Genomic DNA, 18,684 nt, shown 5'->3' with positions numbered 1-18,684 from the left:
TCCTCCGATGGACTTCGCACTCACTGTCGAGGATCGCGACATCCGGGACACCGTCCGCCGGTTCGTGCAACGTGAGCTGTTGCCGCGCGAGCCGGAGTTCCTGCGGCGCGAGCGCTCCGGCGAGCCCGGCCTGCCGCACGACGAGCTGGCCGAGTTGCAGCGCAAGGCCCACGAGTTCGGGTTCTGGGGGCTCGCCACCCCTGCCGAGTGGGGCGGGATGGGCCTTCCGGCGATGCTGCAGTCGCTGGTCACCACGGAGCTGGCGACGACCTGCGTGCCGTTCCGGTTCGGCGGGGCCGCGGACAACATCCTGTTCGGCGCCACGCCCGCCCAGCAGGAGGCCTACCTGCGCCCCACCATCGAGGGCGTGCGGCGCGGCTGCTTCGCGCTGACCGAGCCGGGCGCGGGCTCCGACGCCCGGGCGATCAGCACCACCGCCCGCCGGGACGGCGCCGACTGGCTGATCAACGGCCAGAAGACCTTCATCACCGGTGGCCACGAGGCCGACTACGCCATCGTCTTCGCCGTCGCCGAACCGGGGATCACCGCGTTCCTGATCGACCGCGAGCAGGGATGGACCTCGAGCCCGATCCCCACGATGGGCAGCTGGCACGAGCCGGCGACGCTCTTCTTCGACGACGTCCGGGTGCCGGACTCAGCGGTCCTCGGCGAGGTCGGCACGGGCTTCGAGCTGGCGATGCGCTGGATCGGCAAGGGCAGGCACACGATCGCCGCGCAGTGCGTCGGGATCGCGACCCGATGCCTGCAGATGGCCGTGAGCTACGCGAACACCCGGGAGACCTTCGGCCGGACGATCGGCTCCAACCAGGGCATCGGCTGGATGCTCGCCGACTCCGAGACCGAGCTGGAAGCCGGCCGCTGGCTGGCACTGCGGGCGGCGTGGGACGCCGACCGGGGGGCCGACGCCCGGCACGCCGCGGCCCTCGCCAAGCTGTACTGCACCGGGATGGTGAGCCGGGTGGTGGATCGTGCACTCCAGATCCACGGCGGCCTGGGCTACACCAGGGAGCTCCCACTGGAGTGGTGGTACCGGTCGGTACGCGTGATGCGGATCTTCGAGGGCACCGACGAGATGCAACGAATGATCATCTCCCGCGACCTCCTTCGCGGGCACTCCCGGATCGGAGGCCACCTTGCCCACCCATGAGAGTCCGATGAGCGTGTCCGCGGCCCTACGGGCGGCGGGCGACGCCGCGGCCGACCGCATCGCCGTGTCCCACGGCGACGTGCGGATCAGTTACGCCGAGCTGCACGCCCGCGCCGACCGGGTCGCCGGGACGCTCGCCGCGCGCGGCGTCGGCCTCGGGGACACCGTGGCGATCGCCCTCTACAACGGGGTCGAGTACCTGGAGACGGTGCTCGCCGCCTTCCGGATCGGCGCGGTCCCGGTCAACATCAACTACCGGTACCGCGAACCCGAGCTGGCCTACGTGCTCGATCACGTGGAGGCCGTGGCGCTGGTGCACGACGAGAGCCTGACCGAGCGGGTCGGCGGGGTCGCCGGCTCGTTGCCGGGACTGACCGCGGTGCTGCGGACCGGCGCGTCGGCGGCAGGCACCGCGGCGTCCTACGCGGACGCCGCCGCGACCGGCGATCCGGCCACCGGCCGGGACGAGACCGGCTTCGAGCACGGGATCATCCTGCTCACCGGGGGCACCACCGGCCGTCCGAAGGGCGTGATCTGGGACCGCACGGGGCTGCTCGGCATCCTCGGCTCGGTCTTCCGCCAGCAGGGCATCGCCGCCCCGGCCGGCCCGGACGAGGTCCGGGCCGCGGTCGCCGGGCTGCGCGAGCGGGACGCCGTCCCGGTGGTGCTGCCGATGTCGCCGCTGATGCACGGGACCGGCTTTTTCCACGCGATGCGCACGCTGCTCGGCGGCGGCACCGTCTGCTTCTGCACCTCGCACTCGCTGGACGCACACGAGGTCTGGCAGGTGGTGGCCCGTGAGCGGGCCACCGAGATGGTGATCGTCGGCGACGCGTTCGGCAGGCCGCTGGTGGACGCGCTCGGCGAGCAACGCGCGACCGGCACCCCGTACGACATCTCCAGCATGCGCCGGATCACCAGCTCCGGAGTGGCCTGGAGCGTCGATGTCAAACGCTCCCTGCTCGCCGAGGGGTCGATGACGCTGGTGGACAACATCTCCGCGTCCGAGGGCGGTCCGTTCGGGGTCGCCGAGGCGAGCCGCGATGCCGACCTGGCAGACGGCCGGTTCGATCTGGCACCGGTGGCCAGGGTGCTCGACGAACAGGACCGCGACGTCGAGCCGGGCAGCGGCCGGGTGGGTGTGCTGGCCAGCGCCGGCCCGCAGCCGGTCGGTTACCTGCGTGATCCGGAGCGCACCGCGCGCACCTGGCGGGTGATCGACGGGGTGCGTTACGCGGTCCCCGGCGACCTGGCCTCACTCGACGCCGACGGCAAGCTGATCCTGCTCGGCCGTGGCGACGGCGTGATCAACACCGGTGGCGAGAAGGTCTTCCCGGAGGAGGTCGAGCAGGCGCTGGTCGCGCACCCTGCCGTCACCGACGCCGTCGTCATCGGCATGCCGGACCCGCGCTGGGGCCAGGAGGTCACCGCGCTGGTGGCCGGCGAGCTCAGCGGGCACTCCGACGAGGCACTGATCTCGCACCTGGACGCCCGGCTCGCCCGCTACAAGCATCCCCGCACGCTGATCCGTATCGACGCGGTGCCACGCACCCCGGCGGGCAAGGTCGACCGCACCCGGGCGAAGCAGCTCGCCACCCGGAACCAGGAGGAGAACAGATGACCCAGCGGAGCTTCCCGATCGAACGGGGGCACGTGCTGGCGTTCGCCAGGGCGCTCGGCGCCGAGCACGACGGCGGCGTGCCGCCGACCTTCCCGATCGCCTATGCCCACTTCGACCCGGACTGGCCCCTGCGGATGCGACCGGGACAGCCGTGGCAGGGCTCCGGCGCCGGGCCGGGCGGTGCCGGAGCCGGCGGTGGCGGGCTGCACGCCGAGCAGGAGTTCACCTACTACCGCCCGCTGCAGGTCGGCGAGACCCTGGTCCCGAGCAAGCGGGACGGGCGGACCTGGAGCAAGGAGGGCCGTTCCGGAGTGCTGGACTTCACCGAGCGGCACACCGACTTCCATGACGCCGACGGCGAGCTGGTCGCCCGCGCCACCGCGGTGACCGTCCGCACCCGTCCGGCGGAGGGCTCGGCATGAGCGCCGCGCCGGTCGCCGTGACCGTCGGCGAGGAGCGGACCGAGGTCGTCGTCGAGGACCTCCGGCGGACCCAGATCGTGATGTACGCCGGAGCCGGCGGGGACTTCAACCCGCTGCACACCGACGAGCCCTTCGCCACGCAGGTCGCGGGCCACCCGACGGTGATGTCGCACGGGATGCTGGTGATGGGGCTGGCCGGGCAGGTGCTCGTCGACTGGTTCGGCACCGCGCACGTGCGCCGCTACCGCGCCCGGTTCCAGGCCCCGACCTGGCCCGGCGACACCCTCACGGTGACCGCACGGATCGACGAGGTGCGGGCCGAGGGCGACGAGCAGCTCGCCGAGGTCACACTCACCACCACCAACCAGGACGGACGAGCCGTGCTCGGCGGCTCGGCCACCGTCGTCACGGCCGGGGAGGCGACATGACCCGCGGGATCGACCCCGATGCCGTCGACGCGATCGACGTGCACACCCACGTGCAGCTCTCGGTCGCCGAGGCGTCCGCGCCCGACCGGTCGGAGAGCTTCGACGCGATGGCGAAGTACTTCAAGACGGACAAGGTCACCCGGTTCACCGTGCCGATGCTGGCCGAGTACTACCGCGCCAGGCGGATGGCGGCGGTCGTGTTCACCGTGGACTCGGCTCACCAGACCGGCCGGGAGCCGAACCCGCCCAACGAGGAGATCGCCGACCTGGCCGCGGAGCACTCCGACGTGCTGATCCCGTTCGCCAGCATCGACCCGCACCGCGGCGCGGCAGGTGTCCGAGCGGCCCGCAGCCTGATCACCGAGCACGGGGTGCAGGGCTTCAAGTTCCACCCGACGTCACAGGGCTTCTTCCCGAACGACCGGATGGCCTATCCGCTCTACGAGGTGCTGCAGGAACACGGAATGGTCGCGTTGTTCCACACCGGGCACACCGGCGCAGGCGCCGGGCAGCGCGGTGGCGGCGGGCTGCGGCTCAAGTACTCGACCCCGATGGCCGTCGACGACGTCGCGGTGGACTTCCCGGACCTGAAGATCGTGCTGGCGCACCCGTCGTTCCCCTGGCAGGACGAAGCCCTGTCGGTCGCCATGCACAAGCCGAACGTCTACATCGACCTGTCCGGCTGGTCTCCGAAGTACTTCCCGCCGCAGCTGGTGCAGTACGCGAACACCCTGCTCAAGGACAAGATGCTGTTCGGATCGGACTTCCCGATGATCACTCCGGAGCGCTGGCTGGAGGACTTCGCCGCGGCCGGCTTCCGGGACGAGGTCCGGCCGAAGATCCTCAAGGAGAACGCGGTGCGACTGTTCGGCCTCGCCGCGGAGACCGGCTGAGGAGGTGCTGATGCCCGGGACAGGATTCGATCGCACGGTCGACGTCGTCGTGCTGGGGCTCGGTGACGCGGGCGCGGTCGCCGCGGTGACCGCGCACGACGCCGGCGCACAGGTGCTGGTGCTGGAGAAACAGGCCGCCGAGCGGCATCGGCCGAACAGCCGGTACGCGGCGGGCTTCTTCCTGGTGCCCAACGACATCGACGCCGCGTGCCGCTATCTGACGGCGTCCTATGCGGTGTCCGGGGAGGACGCGGTCGTCGAGCCGGAACTGATCCGGACGTGGGCGGTCGAGACCGCGGCGAACCCGGCCTGGCTGACCGCGCAGGGCGGCGAGTACAGCGTCCTGGACCTGCACGGCGAGCACGACGCGCTGCCCGACCACGGCTCGGTCACGGTGCACCGGGTGCTGCCCTCCGAGCGGGCGGCCCGCTGGCCGGGCTGCCCGCTGTTCGGTCTGCTCCGCTCGCTCGTCGACGAACGCGGGATCGAGGTCCGGTTCGGCGCCGCGGCGACCGGACTGATCACCGGCCCGGACGGCGACGTGCTCGGCGTCCGGGTCGACGACGGCGGGCGCGAGCAGCGGATCGGAGCCCGGCGCGGCGTGGTGCTGGCGGTCGGCGGGTTCGAGGGCGATCCGGCTCTGCAGCGCCAGTTCCTGCCGGTTCCCCGGGCCTGGTTCTACGGCAGCCAGGACAACACCGGCGACGGGATCCGGGATGGCCCAGCAGGTCGGCGCCGAACTGTGGCACATGAACGTCTGGCCGGGGCACTTCGTCGCCCGGTTCCCCGGCAACGGCTACACCGGGGGGACCGGGATCGACGTCTGGGGCACCGGACGGTTCGGGCCCGACCCGGACCGCGCGGTCAACCCGGGAGCGGTGTTCGTCGACGGCGCCGGGCAGCGGTTCCTGGCCGAGCCGGGCCGTCAGCACGCCGCGCACCTGGAGCTGCTCGGGATGGACGCGCAGCGGCTCTCGCATCCGCGGATCCCCACCTGGTGGATCTTCGACGAGCGGCGCTTCGACAAGGGCCCGCTGGTCCCCACCTACTCCGGCCCGGCCGGCCCGGTGCAGGACTACACCTGGAGCTGCGACAACGTCGCCGAGCTGGAGCGCGGCTGGATCCGGAGCGCCGCAACGCTGCACGAGCTGGCCGGTCTCTGCGGCATCGACGCGGAAGCGCTGACCGAGTCGGTGCGGCGCTACAACGCCTCCTGCGCCGCGGGCCGGGACGAGGAGTTCGGACGTGCACCCTCGACCCTGGTCCCCCTCGACGGACGGCGCTTCTTCGCGGTGCCCTTGTACCCGGGCGGTTCGCACACCGTCGGCGGACCACGCCGGGACGCGGGCGCCCGGGTGCGCGGCGTCGGCGGCGCCCCGGTCGGGAACCTGTACTCGGCAGGCGAGCTGGGCTCGATACACGGGCTGCTCTACCCGGCGGGCGGTGCCAGTCTCGCCGAGTGCATGGCGTTCGGCCGGATCGCCGGAGCGGCGGCCGCCGCCGACCGGACGTGCGCATCGTGAGCGGGCGGATGCCGAGCGATAGGGTGACGACCCTCCGTCACGCCCGGCGGACAGGAGCCGGTGGTCACAGCCTAGGTCGGGGAAGGTGTCGCAGATGAGCGCGGAGGTGCGGGACGGCGACGGGCCGGCACAGAGCGGTTCGCTGACCCTCGATCGTGGGCTGCGACTGCTGGAGCTGCTGGCGAACGAGGACCGCGAGATGACGGTCGCCGAGCTGGCGACCTCGCTCGGGGTGCACCGGCAGGCCGTCTACCGGCTGCTCACCACCTTGCGCGCGCACCGTCTGGTGGCCGAGGGCAGCTCCGGCCGGTACCGGCTGGGCCTGGGCGTGATGCAGCTGGCCCGGCAGGCCAATCCGGAGCTGCGCCGGGCGACGGCACCGCATCTGCGCCGGCTCGCGCAGGAGCTGGAGGTCACCGCGCAGTGTGTCGTCGCCGAGGGCGACGACGCGGTCGCGCTGTCCGTCTTCGAGCCACCCGCCTCGGTCTTCCACCTGTCCCAGCACAGCGGTGCCCGGCATCCGCTCGCCCAGGGCGCGAGCGGCCTGGCGATCCTGATGGCCCGCAAGCCGCGGACCTCGGATCCGGACGCCGTCCGGGACGCCAGGGAGGCCGGTTACGCGGTCTCCCGCGGGCGGCTCACCGCAGGAGCGGTGGGAATCGCGGTCCCTCTGTTCGACGGGGACGGGCACTCCCTCGACGCCGCCATCGGCGTCGTCTCGATGGGCGACGTGGACGTCGAGCACGTCGCCGGCCGGTTGCTGGACACCGCCCGGCTGATCGCCGACGGCGGCATCTGACCGCTCGGCCACATCTCGCCGCAGGCTCCCGGGAACGATGGCCGCCTGCGGCCCGCGGCGCCGTGCCCCGACGTGCACCGACGCCCTCCACCGCTGCCCCACCGATCCGCGTCCCGGCGAGTACGCCGCGGCCCGGCAGTGGGGCAGCGGCGTCTCCGCCCGGGGGCGCCCGATCGTTCCACGGCCGCACGGCATCCGCGCTGCGCAGCAGCGTTTGCTGCCGGTCCGCACCTTGACGTGGACCACACCACGGTGCACGATATGTGTCAGTAAACGAACAGAACGTCCAATAATCGGACGATCCCCGCGACCAGCATCCCCCTCTGCGGCTGCGTCACCACCGCCCAGCGTCGGACGGAGCGACGATGAACTCACGGATGGTCATCCACCGGATCGGTGGAGGCCTACTCGTTCTCTGGCTCGTCTCACTGCTGACCTTCCTGATGGTCCAGCTGATCCCCGGAGACCCGGCAGAGGTGATCGCGGGCGACAACGCCTCGGTCGCCGACGTCGACCGGATCCGCGCACAGCTGGGCCTGAACCGTCCGGTGTACGAGCAGTACCTGTCCTGGCTCGGCGGAGTCCTGCAAGGGGACCTCGGCAACTCGCTGTTCACCAACCAGCCCGTCACCCAGGCGATCCTCGACGTGGCACCGCCGACCCTGGCCCTCACGCTCACCGCGATCATCCTGGCCCTGCTGCTCGGTGTCGGCGCCGGCGTGATCGCCGGTCTGCGCCAGGGCAGCTGGATCGACCGCGCGGTCTCCACCCTGGCGACCCTCGGTATCGCGATGCCCAGCTTCTGGGTGGCGATGCTGCTGGTGTCGGTCTTCGCGCTGACCCTGCGATGGCTGCCCGCCACCACCTACGTCCCGCTCGACCGGGGCTTCGGCACCTGGCTCTCGCACATCCTGATCCCGGCGACCGCGCTCGGTCTGGCCACCGCCGCCGAGCTGGCCCGGCACACTCGCGGCTGCGTCGCGGACGTTCTCGCGCGGCCCTACATCCGCACCGCCCGGGCCCGCGGGGCCTCGACGCCGCACCTGATCGGCAGGCACGTCCTGCGCAACGCGGCGATCCCGGTGGTCACCGTGCTCGGCCTGCAGACCAGCCGGCTGATCGGCGGCACGATCGTGATCGAGGCCGTGGTCGGCATCTCCGGTCTCGGCTCGCTGGCGGTCAACTCGGTCCTGCAACGCGACTACCCGGTGATCCAGGGCTACGTGCTGTTCTGCGCGCTGGTCGTGGTGGTCGTCAACCTCGTCGTCGACCTGGCCTACGGCTGGATCAACCCGAAGGTGAGAGCCGCATGAATCCTCCCCCCGAGCCTCGGACGATGGAGCCGGCCGGGCAGCCGGCCGCCCGGGTGGATCCCGCTGCGACCCCGCCGCCGCGCAGCCCGAGGCGCCGGAACCGGGTGCTGCGCGCCGTGGTCGGGCGGCCGGCGAGCGCCGCCTCGGTCGGCGTCGTCGCGCTGCTCGTCGCACTCGCGATCATCGGGCCGCTCGTCGCCCCGCACGACCCGGACGCCCAGAACCTGGCCAACCGGTTCGCCGACCCGAGCTGGACCCACCTGTTCGGAACCGACGACTTCGGCCGCGACGTGCTCAGCCGGATCATCACCGCGTCCCGGATCACCATCATCGCCCCGCTGATCTCGGTCGGGATCGCGGTCGCGATCGGGCTGCCGCTGGGCCTGCTGGCGGCGATCCGCGGTGGCTGGGTGGACGCCGTCACCGGGCGGCTCGCCGACACCGTGCTGGCGCTGCCCGCACTGGTGGGTGCGCTGGCGATCGTCGCGGTGCTCGGGCCGGGCCTGGTCAACACCATGATCGCGGTCGGGATCATCTTCACCCCGACGATGTTCCGGATCGTCCGCGGCGCCGCACTCGCGGTGACCGAGGAGACCTTCGTGCAGTCGGCGACGGCGATCGGATCCTCGCAACGCCGGATCCTGGCCGTCCACGTGCTGCCGAACATCGCGGCGCCGGTCATGGTCCAGGTGACCATCCTGATGGGGGTGGCACTGCTCGTCGAGGCGAGCCTGAGCTTCCTCGGGCTCGGCGTACAGCCCCCGGACGCGAGCTGGGGATCGATGCTCAAGGCGGCCTACGCCAGCCAGTTCGACGCGCCCTACGCGGTCATCCCGCCCGGCGTGGCGATGGTGCTGACCGTGCTGTCGTTCAACACGATCGGCGACGCGATCCGCGACGCCGTCGGGATCCGGAGGCGGATGTGACCGCACCATCGCGCCCGGCCGGGGAACCACTGCTCTCGGTCCGCGGCCTGACCATCGACCTGCCCGGCGAGCCCGGCCAGCGCGGACTCGTCGAGGACGTCACGTTCGACGTGCACCGGGGACGGTCGCTGGCCCTGATCGGCGAGTCGGGGTGCGGCAAGAGCCTGACCTCGATGGCCGTGCTGCGGCTGCTGCCGCCCGGGCTGCCGGTCCGGTCCGGCTCGGTCCACTTCGACGGCGTCGACCTGCTGCGGTGCCGCGAGCGCGAGCTGCGCTCGGTGCGCGGCGGGCCGGTCGGCATCGTCTTCCAGGAACCGATGAGCAGCCTCAACCCGACCATGACGGTCGGTGACCAGATCGCCGAGGCCCGCCGGCTGCACCTGGGCGAGAGCAGGCGGACCGCGCACCTGCGCGCGGCGGAGCTGCTGGACCGGGTCGGCATCCCGAACGCCGCGCAGCGGGTCCGCTCCTACCCGCACGAGCTCAGTGGCGGGATGCAGCAGCGGGTGATGATCGCCGGCGCGATCGCCTGCGACCCGAGGCTGGTGATCGCCGACGAGCCGACCACCGCACTGGACGTGACGATCCAGGCGGAGATCCTGCAGCTGCTGCGCGACCTGCAGCGGGACATGGACCTGGCGGTGCTGCTGGTCACCCACGATCTCGGTGTCGTCGCCGACTTCTGCGACGACGTCGTCGTGATGTACGCCGGCCACGTCGTCGAACGGACCTCGATCGACGGGCTGTTCTACGACCCGCAGCATCCGTACTCGAGCGCGTTGCTGGCGGCCGTCCCGCAGTCCGGCAGCCCGCGCACCCGGCTGAACGTGATTCCCGGCCGGGTCCCGCCGGCGGGCCGGTTCCCGGACGGCTGCCGGTTCCGCCCGCGCTGCGGGCACGGTCTGCCCGAGCAGTGCGCGCTGCCGCAGGTCGACACCGAGCTGGAGCACGGTCACCGCACCCGGTGCGGGCGGGTCTCGGGTGGCGAACTGACTCTGGAAGGGGTGGCCCGTGTCTGATCCGACGAGCCCGGATCCGGCGGTGGTCGTCCGGGCCTCCGGCCTGGTGAAGAGCTTCCCGCTGACCCGGACCCTGTTCGGCCGGCCGTTGCGGTCGGTGCACGCGGTGGACGGCGTCGATCTCACGGTGCGGGCCGGGACGACCCTCGGCCTGGTCGGTGAGTCGGGCTCCGGCAAGACGACGGTCGGCAGATTGATCGCCCGGCTCGCCGAACCGGACACCGGCACCGTGGAGGTCTGCGGCCGCGACGTCACCCGGGTACGTGGCGCGGAGCTGAAGGAGCTCCGTTCCCGGCTCCAGTTCATCTTCCAGGACCCGTACGGCGCGCTGGACCCGACGAAGACCGTCGGGCACGCGGTCACCGAACCCCTGGTGGTGCACGGCCGGATCAGCGGCTCCGAGGCCCTCGACGCCGCGGGCCCGCTGCTGGAACGGGTCACCCTGGATCCCGAGTTCGCCCACCGGCGCCCGGACGAGCTCTCCGGCGGGCAGCGCCAGCGGGTGTGCATCGCCCGCGCGCTGGCGCTGGGTCCCGAGGTGCTGGTCGCCGACGAGCCGACCTCCGCACTCGACCTGTCCACCCGGTCGGAGATCCTCAATCTGCTGCTCGACATCCAGCAGCACAGCGGCCAGGCGGTGCTGCTGGTCTCGCACGACTTCGCCACCGTCCGGCACCTCGCCCACCGGATCGCAGTGATGTACTTCGGCCGGATCGTCGAGGAGGGCACCGCCCAGGAGATCGCCGAGGACCCCCGGCACCCGTACACCAGGGCGCTGCTCTCGGCCGTGCCGGTGCCGAACCCGCAGCTGCAGCGGTCCCGGCGGCGCACCGTGCTGCAGGGCGACCTGCCGGACCCGGCGTCGCCGCCGTCCGGGTGCCGCTTCCGCAGCCGGTGCCCGGTCGCGATGGACGCGTGTGCGGCCGACGATCCTCCGCTGCTGGAGCTGTCGCCGACCCGGCGCGTCGCCTGCCTGCGGCACCAGCCGTCGAGCCCCGCCCCGGCCGGCATCGACGCCGCCGGGCCGGTGGAGAACCTCCGATGAGCGCACCGCTGGCGGGCGTCCGGGTGCTCGACCTGGGCCACCACGTCGCGGGCCCGCTGACGGCGCTGCTGCTGGCGGACCAGGGTGCCGATGTCGTGTGTGTGGCCCGGCCCGGCGCCGCAGCGGCCGATCCGTTCCTGGACCGCGGCAAGCGCCGCGTCGAGCTCGACCTGAAGGCCCCGGACGGTCTCGCCGCGGCCCGTGCGCTGGCGGCCGAGGCCGACGTGCTGGTGGAGAACTTCCGGCCGGGCGTCACCGACCGGCTCGGACTGGGCTGGGCGCAGCTGCGGGCGGCCAATCGCGGGCTCGTGTACTGCGCGATCCCCGGCTTCGGCGCGGCCGATCCGCGGGCGGGCGTGCAGGGCTGGGAGGGTGTGATCGCCGCCGCGACCGGGAACTGCCGCCCACGGGCCGGCAACGCCCCGCCGGGCTGGGACCCGGACCGGCCCATCTACACCGCCGTCCCGGTCGCGTCGAACTTCGCCGCCTTCTGCAGTGCGGTCGCGATCGTGGCCGCGCTCACCGAGCGGCACCGGACCGGCCTCGGGGACCGGCTCGAGATCTCGCTCTACGCGGCCATGTTCGAGGCGATCGGCGGCTCCGGCGCGTATCCGGTCGCCACCGGGCTGCCACCGGAGCGGGCCATCTCGACTCTCGGCAGCGGCTGCTACCGCTGCGCCGACGGCCGCTACGTCCAGTTCAACCCGATCGGAGCGACCAACCGCTTCCTGCGCTGGTTCCTCGACGCCGCGGGCGCCGGGCACTGGATCGGCGAGGGGCTGGCCGACCGGGCCCGCAGCGCCGCCGATCCCGGCCCGCTGCGTGCGCGGCTGACCGGCCTGTTCGCCTCCCGGCCCGCCGCCGAGTGGGAGGAGCTGGCGGCCACCGCCGGAACACCCCTGGCGGCGGTCCGGACCACCGCCGAGTGGATGGGATCCGAGCAGGCGGTGGCCGACCGGCAGGCCGTCTCGGTGATCGACCCGATCCGTGGTCCGCTCACCGTGCCCGGTGCCGCCGTCGTGCTCGACGGCACCCCGGATCCGACCGGCCGGGCGGCCCCCGCCGCGGCCGCCGATCCCGGCGAGGTGCTGGCCGGGTGGCGGCGGCCCATCGGCGAGCAGGTCCGGGCCGGCACCCCCGCGCCGCCCGCCGCCGACACCACCGACGGCCCCTACGCCGGGCTGCGGGTGCTGGATCTGACCCAGATCCTCGCCGGTCCCAGCGCCGGACGGGTGCTCGCCGAGTTCGGCGCCGACGTCACCAAGATCAACGTCCCGCAACGCCGGATCGGCGCGCACGGCGTGGTCAACCGGGGCAAGCGGACCATGCTGCTGGACGTCACGTCCGAGGCGGGCGAGCAGGTGCTCTGGCAGCTGATCGAGCAGTCCGACGTGGTCACCCACAACCTGCCGGCCGGGACGGCACAGCGCTACGGACTCGGCCACGAGCAGCTCACCTCCCGCCGCCCGGAGCTGGTGCACGTGTCGGTGAGCTGTTACGGCGGCAGCGGCCCCTGGGCGGGCCGGCGCGGCTACGAGACCCAGGGCCAGGCGGCCACCGGTCTCGCCGAGCGCACCGGCGGTACCCACGGTCCCGCGGTGCTCGGGCCCTACAACGTGCTCGACTACGGCACCGGCATGCTCGCCGCGTTCGCGGTCGCGCTCGGGGTGTACCGCCGGGCCGGCACCGGCCGCGGTGGCGCGGGGCACGTCTCGCTGACCCGGACCGGGGTCTACCACCAGGCCCGCTACGCCGTGTCCACCGCACCGGGCGACGAACCGCGCGGCCCGGAGGCACTCGGGCTGCGCCCCGGGCACCGGTTCCACCGGGCGTCGGACCGCTGGTTGTTCGTCGCCGCCACGCCCGGCCACGAGGACCGGCTCACCGCGCTGCTCGGCACCGGCCCGGACGGCTGGCCGGGCACGTTCGGCGGCCGGACCGCGACCGACTGGGTGCGGCTGCTCGGCGAGTCCGGTGTCGCCGCGCACGAGGTGGTCGGTCTGGCCGAGCTGATGACCGATCCACGGGCCAGGGGCCAGGGCCTGTCGATCACCCAGATCTCCGAGGAGGTCGGCGAGGTGGTCATGCCGGGCCCGGTCGTCCGTGCGGAACGGATCCCGGTCGGCCCCGGGCCCGCTGCCCGCCGGCCGGGGGCCGACGGCCGGGACGTCCTCACCGCGGCCGGCCTGGCCGACCGGATTTCCGAGCTCGAACGTTCCTGGGTGGTGCAGCTCGACGCCCTGCCCACCGGCTGGGCGCATTTCTAGCCCGGCCCCCGAAAGGAGACACATGCACGTCGAACTGATGATCAAGGGCGGCCACGTCCTCGACCCCGGACGCTCGATCGACCGGCGCACCGACATCGCGATCGCCGACGGCCGGATCGCGGCGATCGGCGACGACCTCCCGACCGACGGCGTCGCCCGGGTCGTCGAGGCGCGGGCCCCCGGGCAGTACGTGGTTCCCGGCCTGCTCGACATCCACACCCACGTCGCCCACGGTGCGATCACCCCCGGCGTCGGCATGGAGGGCTGCGATCCCGACACCATCGGGGTCCGGTCCGGGGTGACCACCGTGCTCGACGCCGGCTCCGTCGGCGTGGCCAACATCGGCGTCTTCTCGGCGTACATCCAGCCGCGGGCCCGGACCAGGGTGATCCCGTACCTCAACATCGGCAGCTACGCCCACACCATGCCGACCATGGTGGACGTCAACGCGCTCACCGAGATCGATCCGGACGCGATCGGCCGCTGCGTCACGGCCAACCCCGGCCTGGTGCAGGGCATCAAGGTCCGGCTGGTCGGGCCGCTGATGGCCGAGCACGGCAAGGAGATCCTGGGCCGCAGCAGGCAGGTGGCCCAGGAGCACGGGGTCCCGCTGATGGTGCACATCGGCGACCTGTCCGCCCGTCGCCGCCCGGATCCGCACCTGCTCACCCCGGTGACCCGGTACGCGATCGAACAGCTCGCCCCGGGGGACGTGCTGACCCACCTGTGCACGCCCAACCACGGCGGCGTGCTCGGTGCCGACGACCTGATGCTGCCGCTGCTGACCGAGGCCCGCGAGCGCGGCGTGGTGCTGGACGCCGCGCTGGGCCGTGGGAACTTCGGGTTCGACGTGGCCCGCAGGCAGCGCGACGCCGGGCTGGCGCCGGACACCGTGTCCAGCGACCTGACCGCGATGGGCGAGTCGTTCCAGAGCCTGATGGAGTGCATGGCGAAGTTCATGGCCGTCGGCTACTCGCTGGCCGAGGTCGTCCGGATGACCACCACGGACGCGGCGGCGGCGATCGGCAAGTCCGACGAGCTCGGCGCGATCGAGGTCGGCCGGGAGGCCGACCTCACGATCCTGGAGGTCGTCGACGGCGACTTCGAGTTCGTGGACACCGCAGGCGACACCTTCCCCGGCGCGCACGGCCTGCGGCCGGTGCAGACCGTGCGCGCCGGCGAGCTGATCGCGCCCCACTGGGGACCGCACCCGTGGGGCTGGCTGCCGGCCGAAGCGGAGCGGTCGTGATCGCCGGCTGGCGCGCGGACCCGCGCTGGGCGGGGCGGCCTGCGGGGCAGGCCTACACCGACGTCACCGACACCGACACCGATGCCGACGACCACGTCTACCTGCTGACCCGCTCCGACGGGCAGGTCATCGTGCGCGATCCGGAGGGCGGGTTCGTCCGCAGCTGGGGCCGGGGCACGTTCACCACCCCGCACGGATTGACCGTCGGCCCGGACGGCTCGGTGTACTGCGTGGACGCCGGCGACCACACCGTCCGCCGGTTCACCCCGACCGGCGAGCTGCTGGCGGTCATCGGCACCGCGGGCACCCCGTCCGACACCGGGTACGCGAGCGACCGGCCGGTCCGGGTGCACAGCGTCGAGCGGGTCCGGTATCCGGGCGACCCGTTCAACCGGTGCACCGCGCTCGCCGTGGCACCGAACGGGGAGCTCTACGTCGCCGACGGCTACGGCAACTGCCGGGTGCATCGTTTCACCGCGGACGGTGAGCTGATCGGGTCCTGGGGCTCGGTCGGCACCGGTCCCGGCGAGTTCCACCTGCCGCACGGGATCGACATCGGTCCGGACGCGCGGGTGTACGTCGCGGACCGGGAGAACGACCGGATCCAGATCTTCTCCCCCGACGGCGAGTTCCTCGAGCAGTGGACGGATCTGCAGCGGCCGTGCGACCTGGTGGTCGGCCGGGACGGCACGGTGTCCGTCGTCGAGCTGTGGCGACCCGCGGGTACCCGCTCGTTCGTGCACGGGGAGGTGACCGAGGACCTCCCGTCCCGGTTGTCCGTGCTCGACGCGCAGGGCAGGCCGCAGACGCGCGGGCACGGCTCGTTCGTCGCCCCGCACGGCATCGCCCGCGACTCCACCGGCGCGCTCTACGTCGCCGAGGTGACCCACAGCTTCGCGATCGCCACCGGGCGGGTCGGCCCCGAGTACGCCGACCAGCTCTTCACCCGACTCATCCCGACCTTCGACGAGGAGACCCCATGAGGCGCGAACCCGGCCGGATTCTCACCACCCACGGCGGGAACCTGCCCCGCCCCGCCGACCTGGACGAGCTGATCGGCGACGGCGAGCCGTCGCGGGAACGGCTGCAGGAGCGGCTCCCCGGGGCCGTCGCCGAGGTCGTCGCCCAGCAGATCGACTGCGGGCTGGACGTGATCAACGACGGGGAGTACGTCAAGGCCGCGAACATGGCGGGCTACAGCGGCTACATCCACGCCAGGGTGACCGGCTGGGAGGTGCTGGACATCGACCCGGCGATCGGGCCGAAGCGAGCCTTCGTCGCCGCCCGGGACCAGGCCGACTTCCCCGGTACCTACGAGTCCGGGCTGTGGCTGACCGGCTCCGGCGGGCCGGTCCGGCCCGGTTTCGCAACGCCCGGCGCCGCGCCGCGCCTGCCGACCACCGAGCGCGTCTGCACCGGCCCGATCCGCTACACCGGCCACGACGCGATCGCCGCCGACGTGGCGGCGCTGACGTCGGCGGTCGAGGGCAAGCCGGTGGACGGTTTCATCGCCGCGCTCGGCCCGCTCAGCCTCAGTGCCGGCGCGCGCAACGCGCACTACGCCGACGAGCAGGAGTACATGTTCGCCGTCGCCGAGGCGCTCCGCGAGGAGTACAAGGCCGTCACCGACGCCGGCCTCGTCCTGCAGATCGACGAGCCGGAGTTCGCGACGACCTGGCAGTTCCATCCGGAGTGGACGGTCGAGGAGCTCCGCCGGTACCTGGAGTTCGCGGTGGAGGTGCTGAACCACGCGATCGCGGGGCTGCCGTCCGAGCAGATCCGGATGCACTCCTGCTGGGGCAGCGGGCACCGGCCGCACACCCAGGACATCGGGCTGGTGCACATCGCCGACCTGCTGGTGAAGGTGAACGCGGGCGCGTACGCGATCGAGTCGGGCAACGTCCGGCACGCGCACGAGTGGCGGGTCTGGCAGGACGTGAAGCTGCCGGAGGGCAAGATCCTCGCCCCCGGCGTCGTCAGCCACGCGACCGACCTGGTGGAGCACCCCGAGCTGGTGGCCGAGCGGTTGGTCAACTTCGCGAGCGTGGTCGGTGCGGAGAACCTGCAGGCCGGAACCGACTGCGGCATCGGTTCGCGGGTCGGCCACCCCGAGATCGCCTGGGCGAAGCTCCGCTCGCTCGCCGAGGGCGCCCAGCTCGCCGCCAAGCGTCTCCACTCGGCCTGACCCGTGGTCAGGCCCCGATCCCCCGAACACCTGCACTGGCCAATGGAGGTCACGTGAGAGAGCACCGAAACCACCCACGTCCGATGTCCGGCCGACGCGGCACCATCGGCCGCGCGCTCGGCCTGCTCACCGTGTCCGCGCTGATCCTCGCGGGCTGCGGTGGCGGGGACGGCGCCGGGACCGACGGCGGCGAACACGACCCAGCGGCCGTCTTCAAGTACGCGGTCCCCGGAATGCCCACCTCGTTCGATCCCCGGCAGGCCGCGCCGCTGGATCCGGTCTTCCTGGACGTGGTCTACGAGAGCCTGATCGGCCGCACCCCCGCGGGCTACATCGAGCCGGGCCTGGCCACCGAATGGGAGCTGTCCGACGACAACCGGGTCCTCGATCTCACCCTGCGCGAGGGGGTCACCTTCACCGACGGCGCGCCGTTCGACTCGGCCGCGGTGGTCACCTCGCTCGAGGCGTTCCGCGAGTCGGGTGCGCAGAAGACCGTGCTCGCACCGCTGCAGACGGTGGAGGCGACCGGGCCGAACTCGGTCCGGCTGACCTTCGACGCCCCGTCCGGCTACATGGTCAACGCCCTGGCGGGCGAGGCGGGCATCGTCGTGTCGCCGCAGGCGATCGACGATCCGGACCTCGGCACGAAGCCGGTCGGCACCGGCCCGTTCGCCCTCACCGGGCTGCAGCAGGGCAAGGTCACGTTCAGCAAGAACGAGGACTACTGGAACGCCGCCGAGACCTCGATCGCCGGCATCGAGATGCTGGTGTTCTCCGACGAGCCGACCCGGCTCCGCTCGGTCGTCTCCGGGGAGACCGACGGCACGACGATCTCGGCCGGCCAGATCCGGGAGGCCGAGGCGAACGGGCTCAGCGTGGTCAAGGGCCCGAACAGCACGCTGAACGGGATCCTGCTCAACACCGGACAGCCGGAGTTCGCCGATCCCAAGGTCCGCGAGGCGCTGGTCTACGCCATCGATCGTGAGGCGGTCAACGACAGCCTGTTCGCGGGCGAGTGCACCCCGAGCGTGCAGCCGTTCGGCCCGGGCTTCTGGGCGAACGTGCCCGAGCTGAACGACATCTCCAGGTTCCACGATCCGGCCCGGTCGAAGGCCCTGCTGGCCGAGGCCGGTTACCCGGACGGGGTCGCCATCGAGCTCGCACACGGTCCGAACACGACCTACCAGAACCTGTCCCAGGCGTTGCAGGCCCAGTGAGGTTCCCCCGGTTTCCCGGAGTCCGGGTCATCTGTGATCGTCGCGCTGGGATCGATGGTAGGCGTCCTCGTACTCGTCGGGTGAGAGCCCGCCGAGCCCGGCCTGGATCCGGCGGGGGTTGTACCAGCCGTCGATGTAGCGCAGCAGGGCGTGCTCGGCCTCGGCACGAGTGGCGAAGGTGGTGCCCGGCCAGTACACGAGCTCGATCTTGAGCGTGGACCACAGGTTCTCAGCCAAAGCGTTGTCGTAACTGTCGCCTGTGGACCCTGTCGAGGGCGCGACACCCGCGTCGACCAGGCGCTGGGTGAATCGCAGCGCCGTGTACTGGGCGCCCTTGTCGCTGTGGAAGATCAACTCTCCGGAGCGCACCTGACGCGAGCGCAGCGCATGATCCAGGGCGGTGAGCACCAACGCAGTGGTCGCCCGCTCACCGGTGGCCCAACCGACGACCCGGTTGGCGAACGCATCCCGCACGCTGGCCAGCCACAGCACACCCTCCCCGGTGACCAGCCGCGTGTAGGGGTCGGACCCCGGCGCCCTGCCGGTCTTTCGGCCGGTGGGTTTCCGGGGCCCGCCCTCCGAACCGGACGTGCGCGTCTCCGCGCATCC

Annotated in this window: 17 protein-coding genes and 1 pseudogene; 17 read left to right on the top strand and 1 reads right to left on the bottom strand. The window is 72.6% G+C overall.

What is annotated here, in order from left to right:
• The first annotated feature begins 7 nt into the window (after positions 1-7).
• The 17 genes and pseudogenes from ACVJO7_RS31825 (at position 8) to ACVJO7_RS31745 (ending at position 18,075) form a co-directional block, all read left to right on the top strand.
• The gene (locus ACVJO7_RS31825; RefSeq protein WP_491676020.1) at positions 8-1,168 is read left to right on the top strand and encodes an acyl-CoA dehydrogenase family protein; all 1,161 of its coding nucleotides are present in this window, start codon (positions 8-10) and stop codon (positions 1,166-1,168) included.
• 7 nt (positions 1,169-1,175) lie between these two features.
• Entirely contained in the window at positions 1,176-2,789 is a 1,614-nt protein-coding gene (locus ACVJO7_RS31820; RefSeq protein ID WP_491676019.1) for an AMP-binding protein, read from the top strand.
• Entirely contained in the window at positions 2,786-3,211 is a 426-nt protein-coding gene (locus ACVJO7_RS31815; protein ID WP_491676018.1) for an FAS1-like dehydratase domain-containing protein, read from the top strand. The genes ACVJO7_RS31820 and ACVJO7_RS31815 overlap by 4 nt, the downstream gene beginning before the upstream one ends.
• The gene (locus tag ACVJO7_RS31810; RefSeq protein ID WP_491676017.1) at positions 3,208-3,639 is read left to right on the top strand and encodes a MaoC/PaaZ C-terminal domain-containing protein; all 432 of its coding nucleotides are present in this window, start codon (positions 3,208-3,210) and stop codon (positions 3,637-3,639) included. The genes ACVJO7_RS31815 and ACVJO7_RS31810 overlap by 4 nt, the downstream gene beginning before the upstream one ends.
• Positions 3,636-4,532 (top strand): amidohydrolase family protein, encoded by an 897-nt coding sequence (locus tag ACVJO7_RS31805; RefSeq protein WP_491676016.1) that lies wholly within the window; start codon positions 3,636-3,638, stop codon positions 4,530-4,532. Before ACVJO7_RS31810 ends, ACVJO7_RS31805 begins: the two co-directional genes overlap by 4 nt.
• 10 nt (positions 4,533-4,542) lie before the next feature.
• A pseudogene (locus ACVJO7_RS31800) lies at positions 4,543-5,187 on the top strand (FAD-binding protein); the annotation flags it as partial.
• A gap of 61 nt (positions 5,188-5,248) precedes the next feature.
• Positions 5,249-6,055 carry an FAD-binding protein gene (locus ACVJO7_RS31795; protein ID WP_491676015.1) on the top strand — a complete coding sequence of 269 codons (807 nt, stop codon included), beginning with the start codon at positions 5,249-5,251 and terminating at the stop codon, positions 6,053-6,055.
• 94 nt (positions 6,056-6,149) lie between these two features.
• Entirely contained in the window at positions 6,150-6,854 is a 705-nt protein-coding gene (locus ACVJO7_RS31790) for an IclR family transcriptional regulator (RefSeq protein ID WP_125911641.1), read from the top strand.
• Between the two features lie 365 nt (positions 6,855-7,219).
• A complete protein-coding gene (locus ACVJO7_RS31785; RefSeq protein ID WP_491676014.1) occupies positions 7,220-8,167 on the top strand; it encodes an ABC transporter permease in 948 nt (315 codons plus the stop codon).
• Positions 8,164-9,093, top strand: a complete 930-nt coding sequence (locus ACVJO7_RS31780) for an ABC transporter permease (protein ID WP_491676013.1) — start codon at positions 8,164-8,166, stop codon at positions 9,091-9,093. The genes ACVJO7_RS31785 and ACVJO7_RS31780 overlap by 4 nt, the downstream gene beginning before the upstream one ends.
• Positions 9,090-10,112: an ABC transporter ATP-binding protein gene (locus tag ACVJO7_RS31775; protein WP_085915934.1), complete on the top strand. Its 1,023-nt coding sequence runs from the start codon at positions 9,090-9,092 to the stop codon at positions 10,110-10,112. The genes ACVJO7_RS31780 and ACVJO7_RS31775 overlap by 4 nt, the downstream gene beginning before the upstream one ends.
• Positions 10,105-11,157 (top strand): ABC transporter ATP-binding protein, encoded by a 1,053-nt coding sequence (locus ACVJO7_RS31770; protein ID WP_491676012.1) that lies wholly within the window; start codon positions 10,105-10,107, stop codon positions 11,155-11,157. Before ACVJO7_RS31775 ends, ACVJO7_RS31770 begins: the two co-directional genes overlap by 8 nt.
• Entirely contained in the window at positions 11,154-13,424 is a 2,271-nt protein-coding gene (locus tag ACVJO7_RS31765) for a CaiB/BaiF CoA-transferase family protein (protein ID WP_491676011.1), read from the top strand. The genes ACVJO7_RS31770 and ACVJO7_RS31765 overlap by 4 nt, the downstream gene beginning before the upstream one ends.
• A 22-nt stretch (positions 13,425-13,446) precedes the next feature.
• Entirely contained in the window at positions 13,447-14,673 is a 1,227-nt protein-coding gene (locus ACVJO7_RS31760) for an amidohydrolase family protein (protein WP_491676010.1), read from the top strand.
• On the top strand, positions 14,670-15,656 hold the full coding sequence (locus tag ACVJO7_RS31755) for a peptidyl-alpha-hydroxyglycine alpha-amidating lyase family protein (protein ID WP_491676009.1): 987 nt from the start codon (positions 14,670-14,672) through the stop codon (positions 15,654-15,656). Before ACVJO7_RS31760 ends, ACVJO7_RS31755 begins: the two co-directional genes overlap by 4 nt.
• Entirely contained in the window at positions 15,653-16,858 is a 1,206-nt protein-coding gene (locus ACVJO7_RS31750) for a cobalamin-independent methionine synthase II family protein (RefSeq protein ID WP_491676008.1), read from the top strand. Before ACVJO7_RS31755 ends, ACVJO7_RS31750 begins: the two co-directional genes overlap by 4 nt.
• 83 nt (positions 16,859-16,941) lie before the next feature.
• Complete coding sequence (locus ACVJO7_RS31745) at positions 16,942-18,075, top strand: ABC transporter substrate-binding protein (RefSeq protein ID WP_491676007.1); 1,134 nt, start codon at positions 16,942-16,944, stop codon at positions 18,073-18,075.
• Positions 18,076-18,102: 27 nt separating this feature from the next.
• Here the strand turns inward: ACVJO7_RS31745 and ACVJO7_RS31740 are convergent.
• The coding region (locus tag ACVJO7_RS31740) for a transposase (RefSeq protein WP_491676006.1) at positions 18,103-18,684 on the bottom strand (582 nt) is incomplete at its 5' end.

The sequence above is a fragment of the Pseudonocardia sp. DxW genome (assembly GCF_058448985.1).
Note: the sequence above shows the minus strand (reverse complement) of the source record. Positions and strands in the feature narration are given on the sequence as shown.

What these genes read in the sequence shown, in the direction of transcription:
- ACVJO7_RS31825 (WP_491676020.1), top strand. Translation starts at nt 8, where the DNA reads ATGGACTTCGCACTCACTGTCGAGGATCGCGACATCCGGGACACCGTC.
- ACVJO7_RS31820 (WP_491676019.1), top strand. Translation starts at nt 1,176, where the DNA reads ATGAGCGTGTCCGCGGCCCTACGGGCGGCGGGCGACGCCGCGGCCGAC.
- ACVJO7_RS31815 (WP_491676018.1), top strand. Translation starts at nt 2,786, where the DNA reads ATGACCCAGCGGAGCTTCCCGATCGAACGGGGGCACGTGCTGGCGTTC.
- ACVJO7_RS31810 (WP_491676017.1), top strand. Translation starts at nt 3,208, where the DNA reads ATGAGCGCCGCGCCGGTCGCCGTGACCGTCGGCGAGGAGCGGACCGAG.
- ACVJO7_RS31805 (WP_491676016.1), top strand. Translation starts at nt 3,636, where the DNA reads ATGACCCGCGGGATCGACCCCGATGCCGTCGACGCGATCGACGTGCAC.
- ACVJO7_RS31795 (WP_491676015.1), top strand. Translation starts at nt 5,249, where the DNA reads ATGGCCCAGCAGGTCGGCGCCGAACTGTGGCACATGAACGTCTGGCCG.
- ACVJO7_RS31790 (WP_125911641.1), top strand. Translation starts at nt 6,150, where the DNA reads ATGAGCGCGGAGGTGCGGGACGGCGACGGGCCGGCACAGAGCGGTTCG.
- ACVJO7_RS31785 (WP_491676014.1), top strand. Translation starts at nt 7,220, where the DNA reads ATGAACTCACGGATGGTCATCCACCGGATCGGTGGAGGCCTACTCGTT.
- ACVJO7_RS31780 (WP_491676013.1), top strand. Translation starts at nt 8,164, where the DNA reads ATGAATCCTCCCCCCGAGCCTCGGACGATGGAGCCGGCCGGGCAGCCG.
- ACVJO7_RS31765 (WP_491676011.1), top strand. Translation starts at nt 11,154, where the DNA reads ATGAGCGCACCGCTGGCGGGCGTCCGGGTGCTCGACCTGGGCCACCAC.
- ACVJO7_RS31760 (WP_491676010.1), top strand. Translation starts at nt 13,447, where the DNA reads ATGCACGTCGAACTGATGATCAAGGGCGGCCACGTCCTCGACCCCGGA.
- ACVJO7_RS31750 (WP_491676008.1), top strand. Translation starts at nt 15,653, where the DNA reads ATGAGGCGCGAACCCGGCCGGATTCTCACCACCCACGGCGGGAACCTG.
- ACVJO7_RS31745 (WP_491676007.1), top strand. Translation starts at nt 16,942, where the DNA reads ATGTCCGGCCGACGCGGCACCATCGGCCGCGCGCTCGGCCTGCTCACC.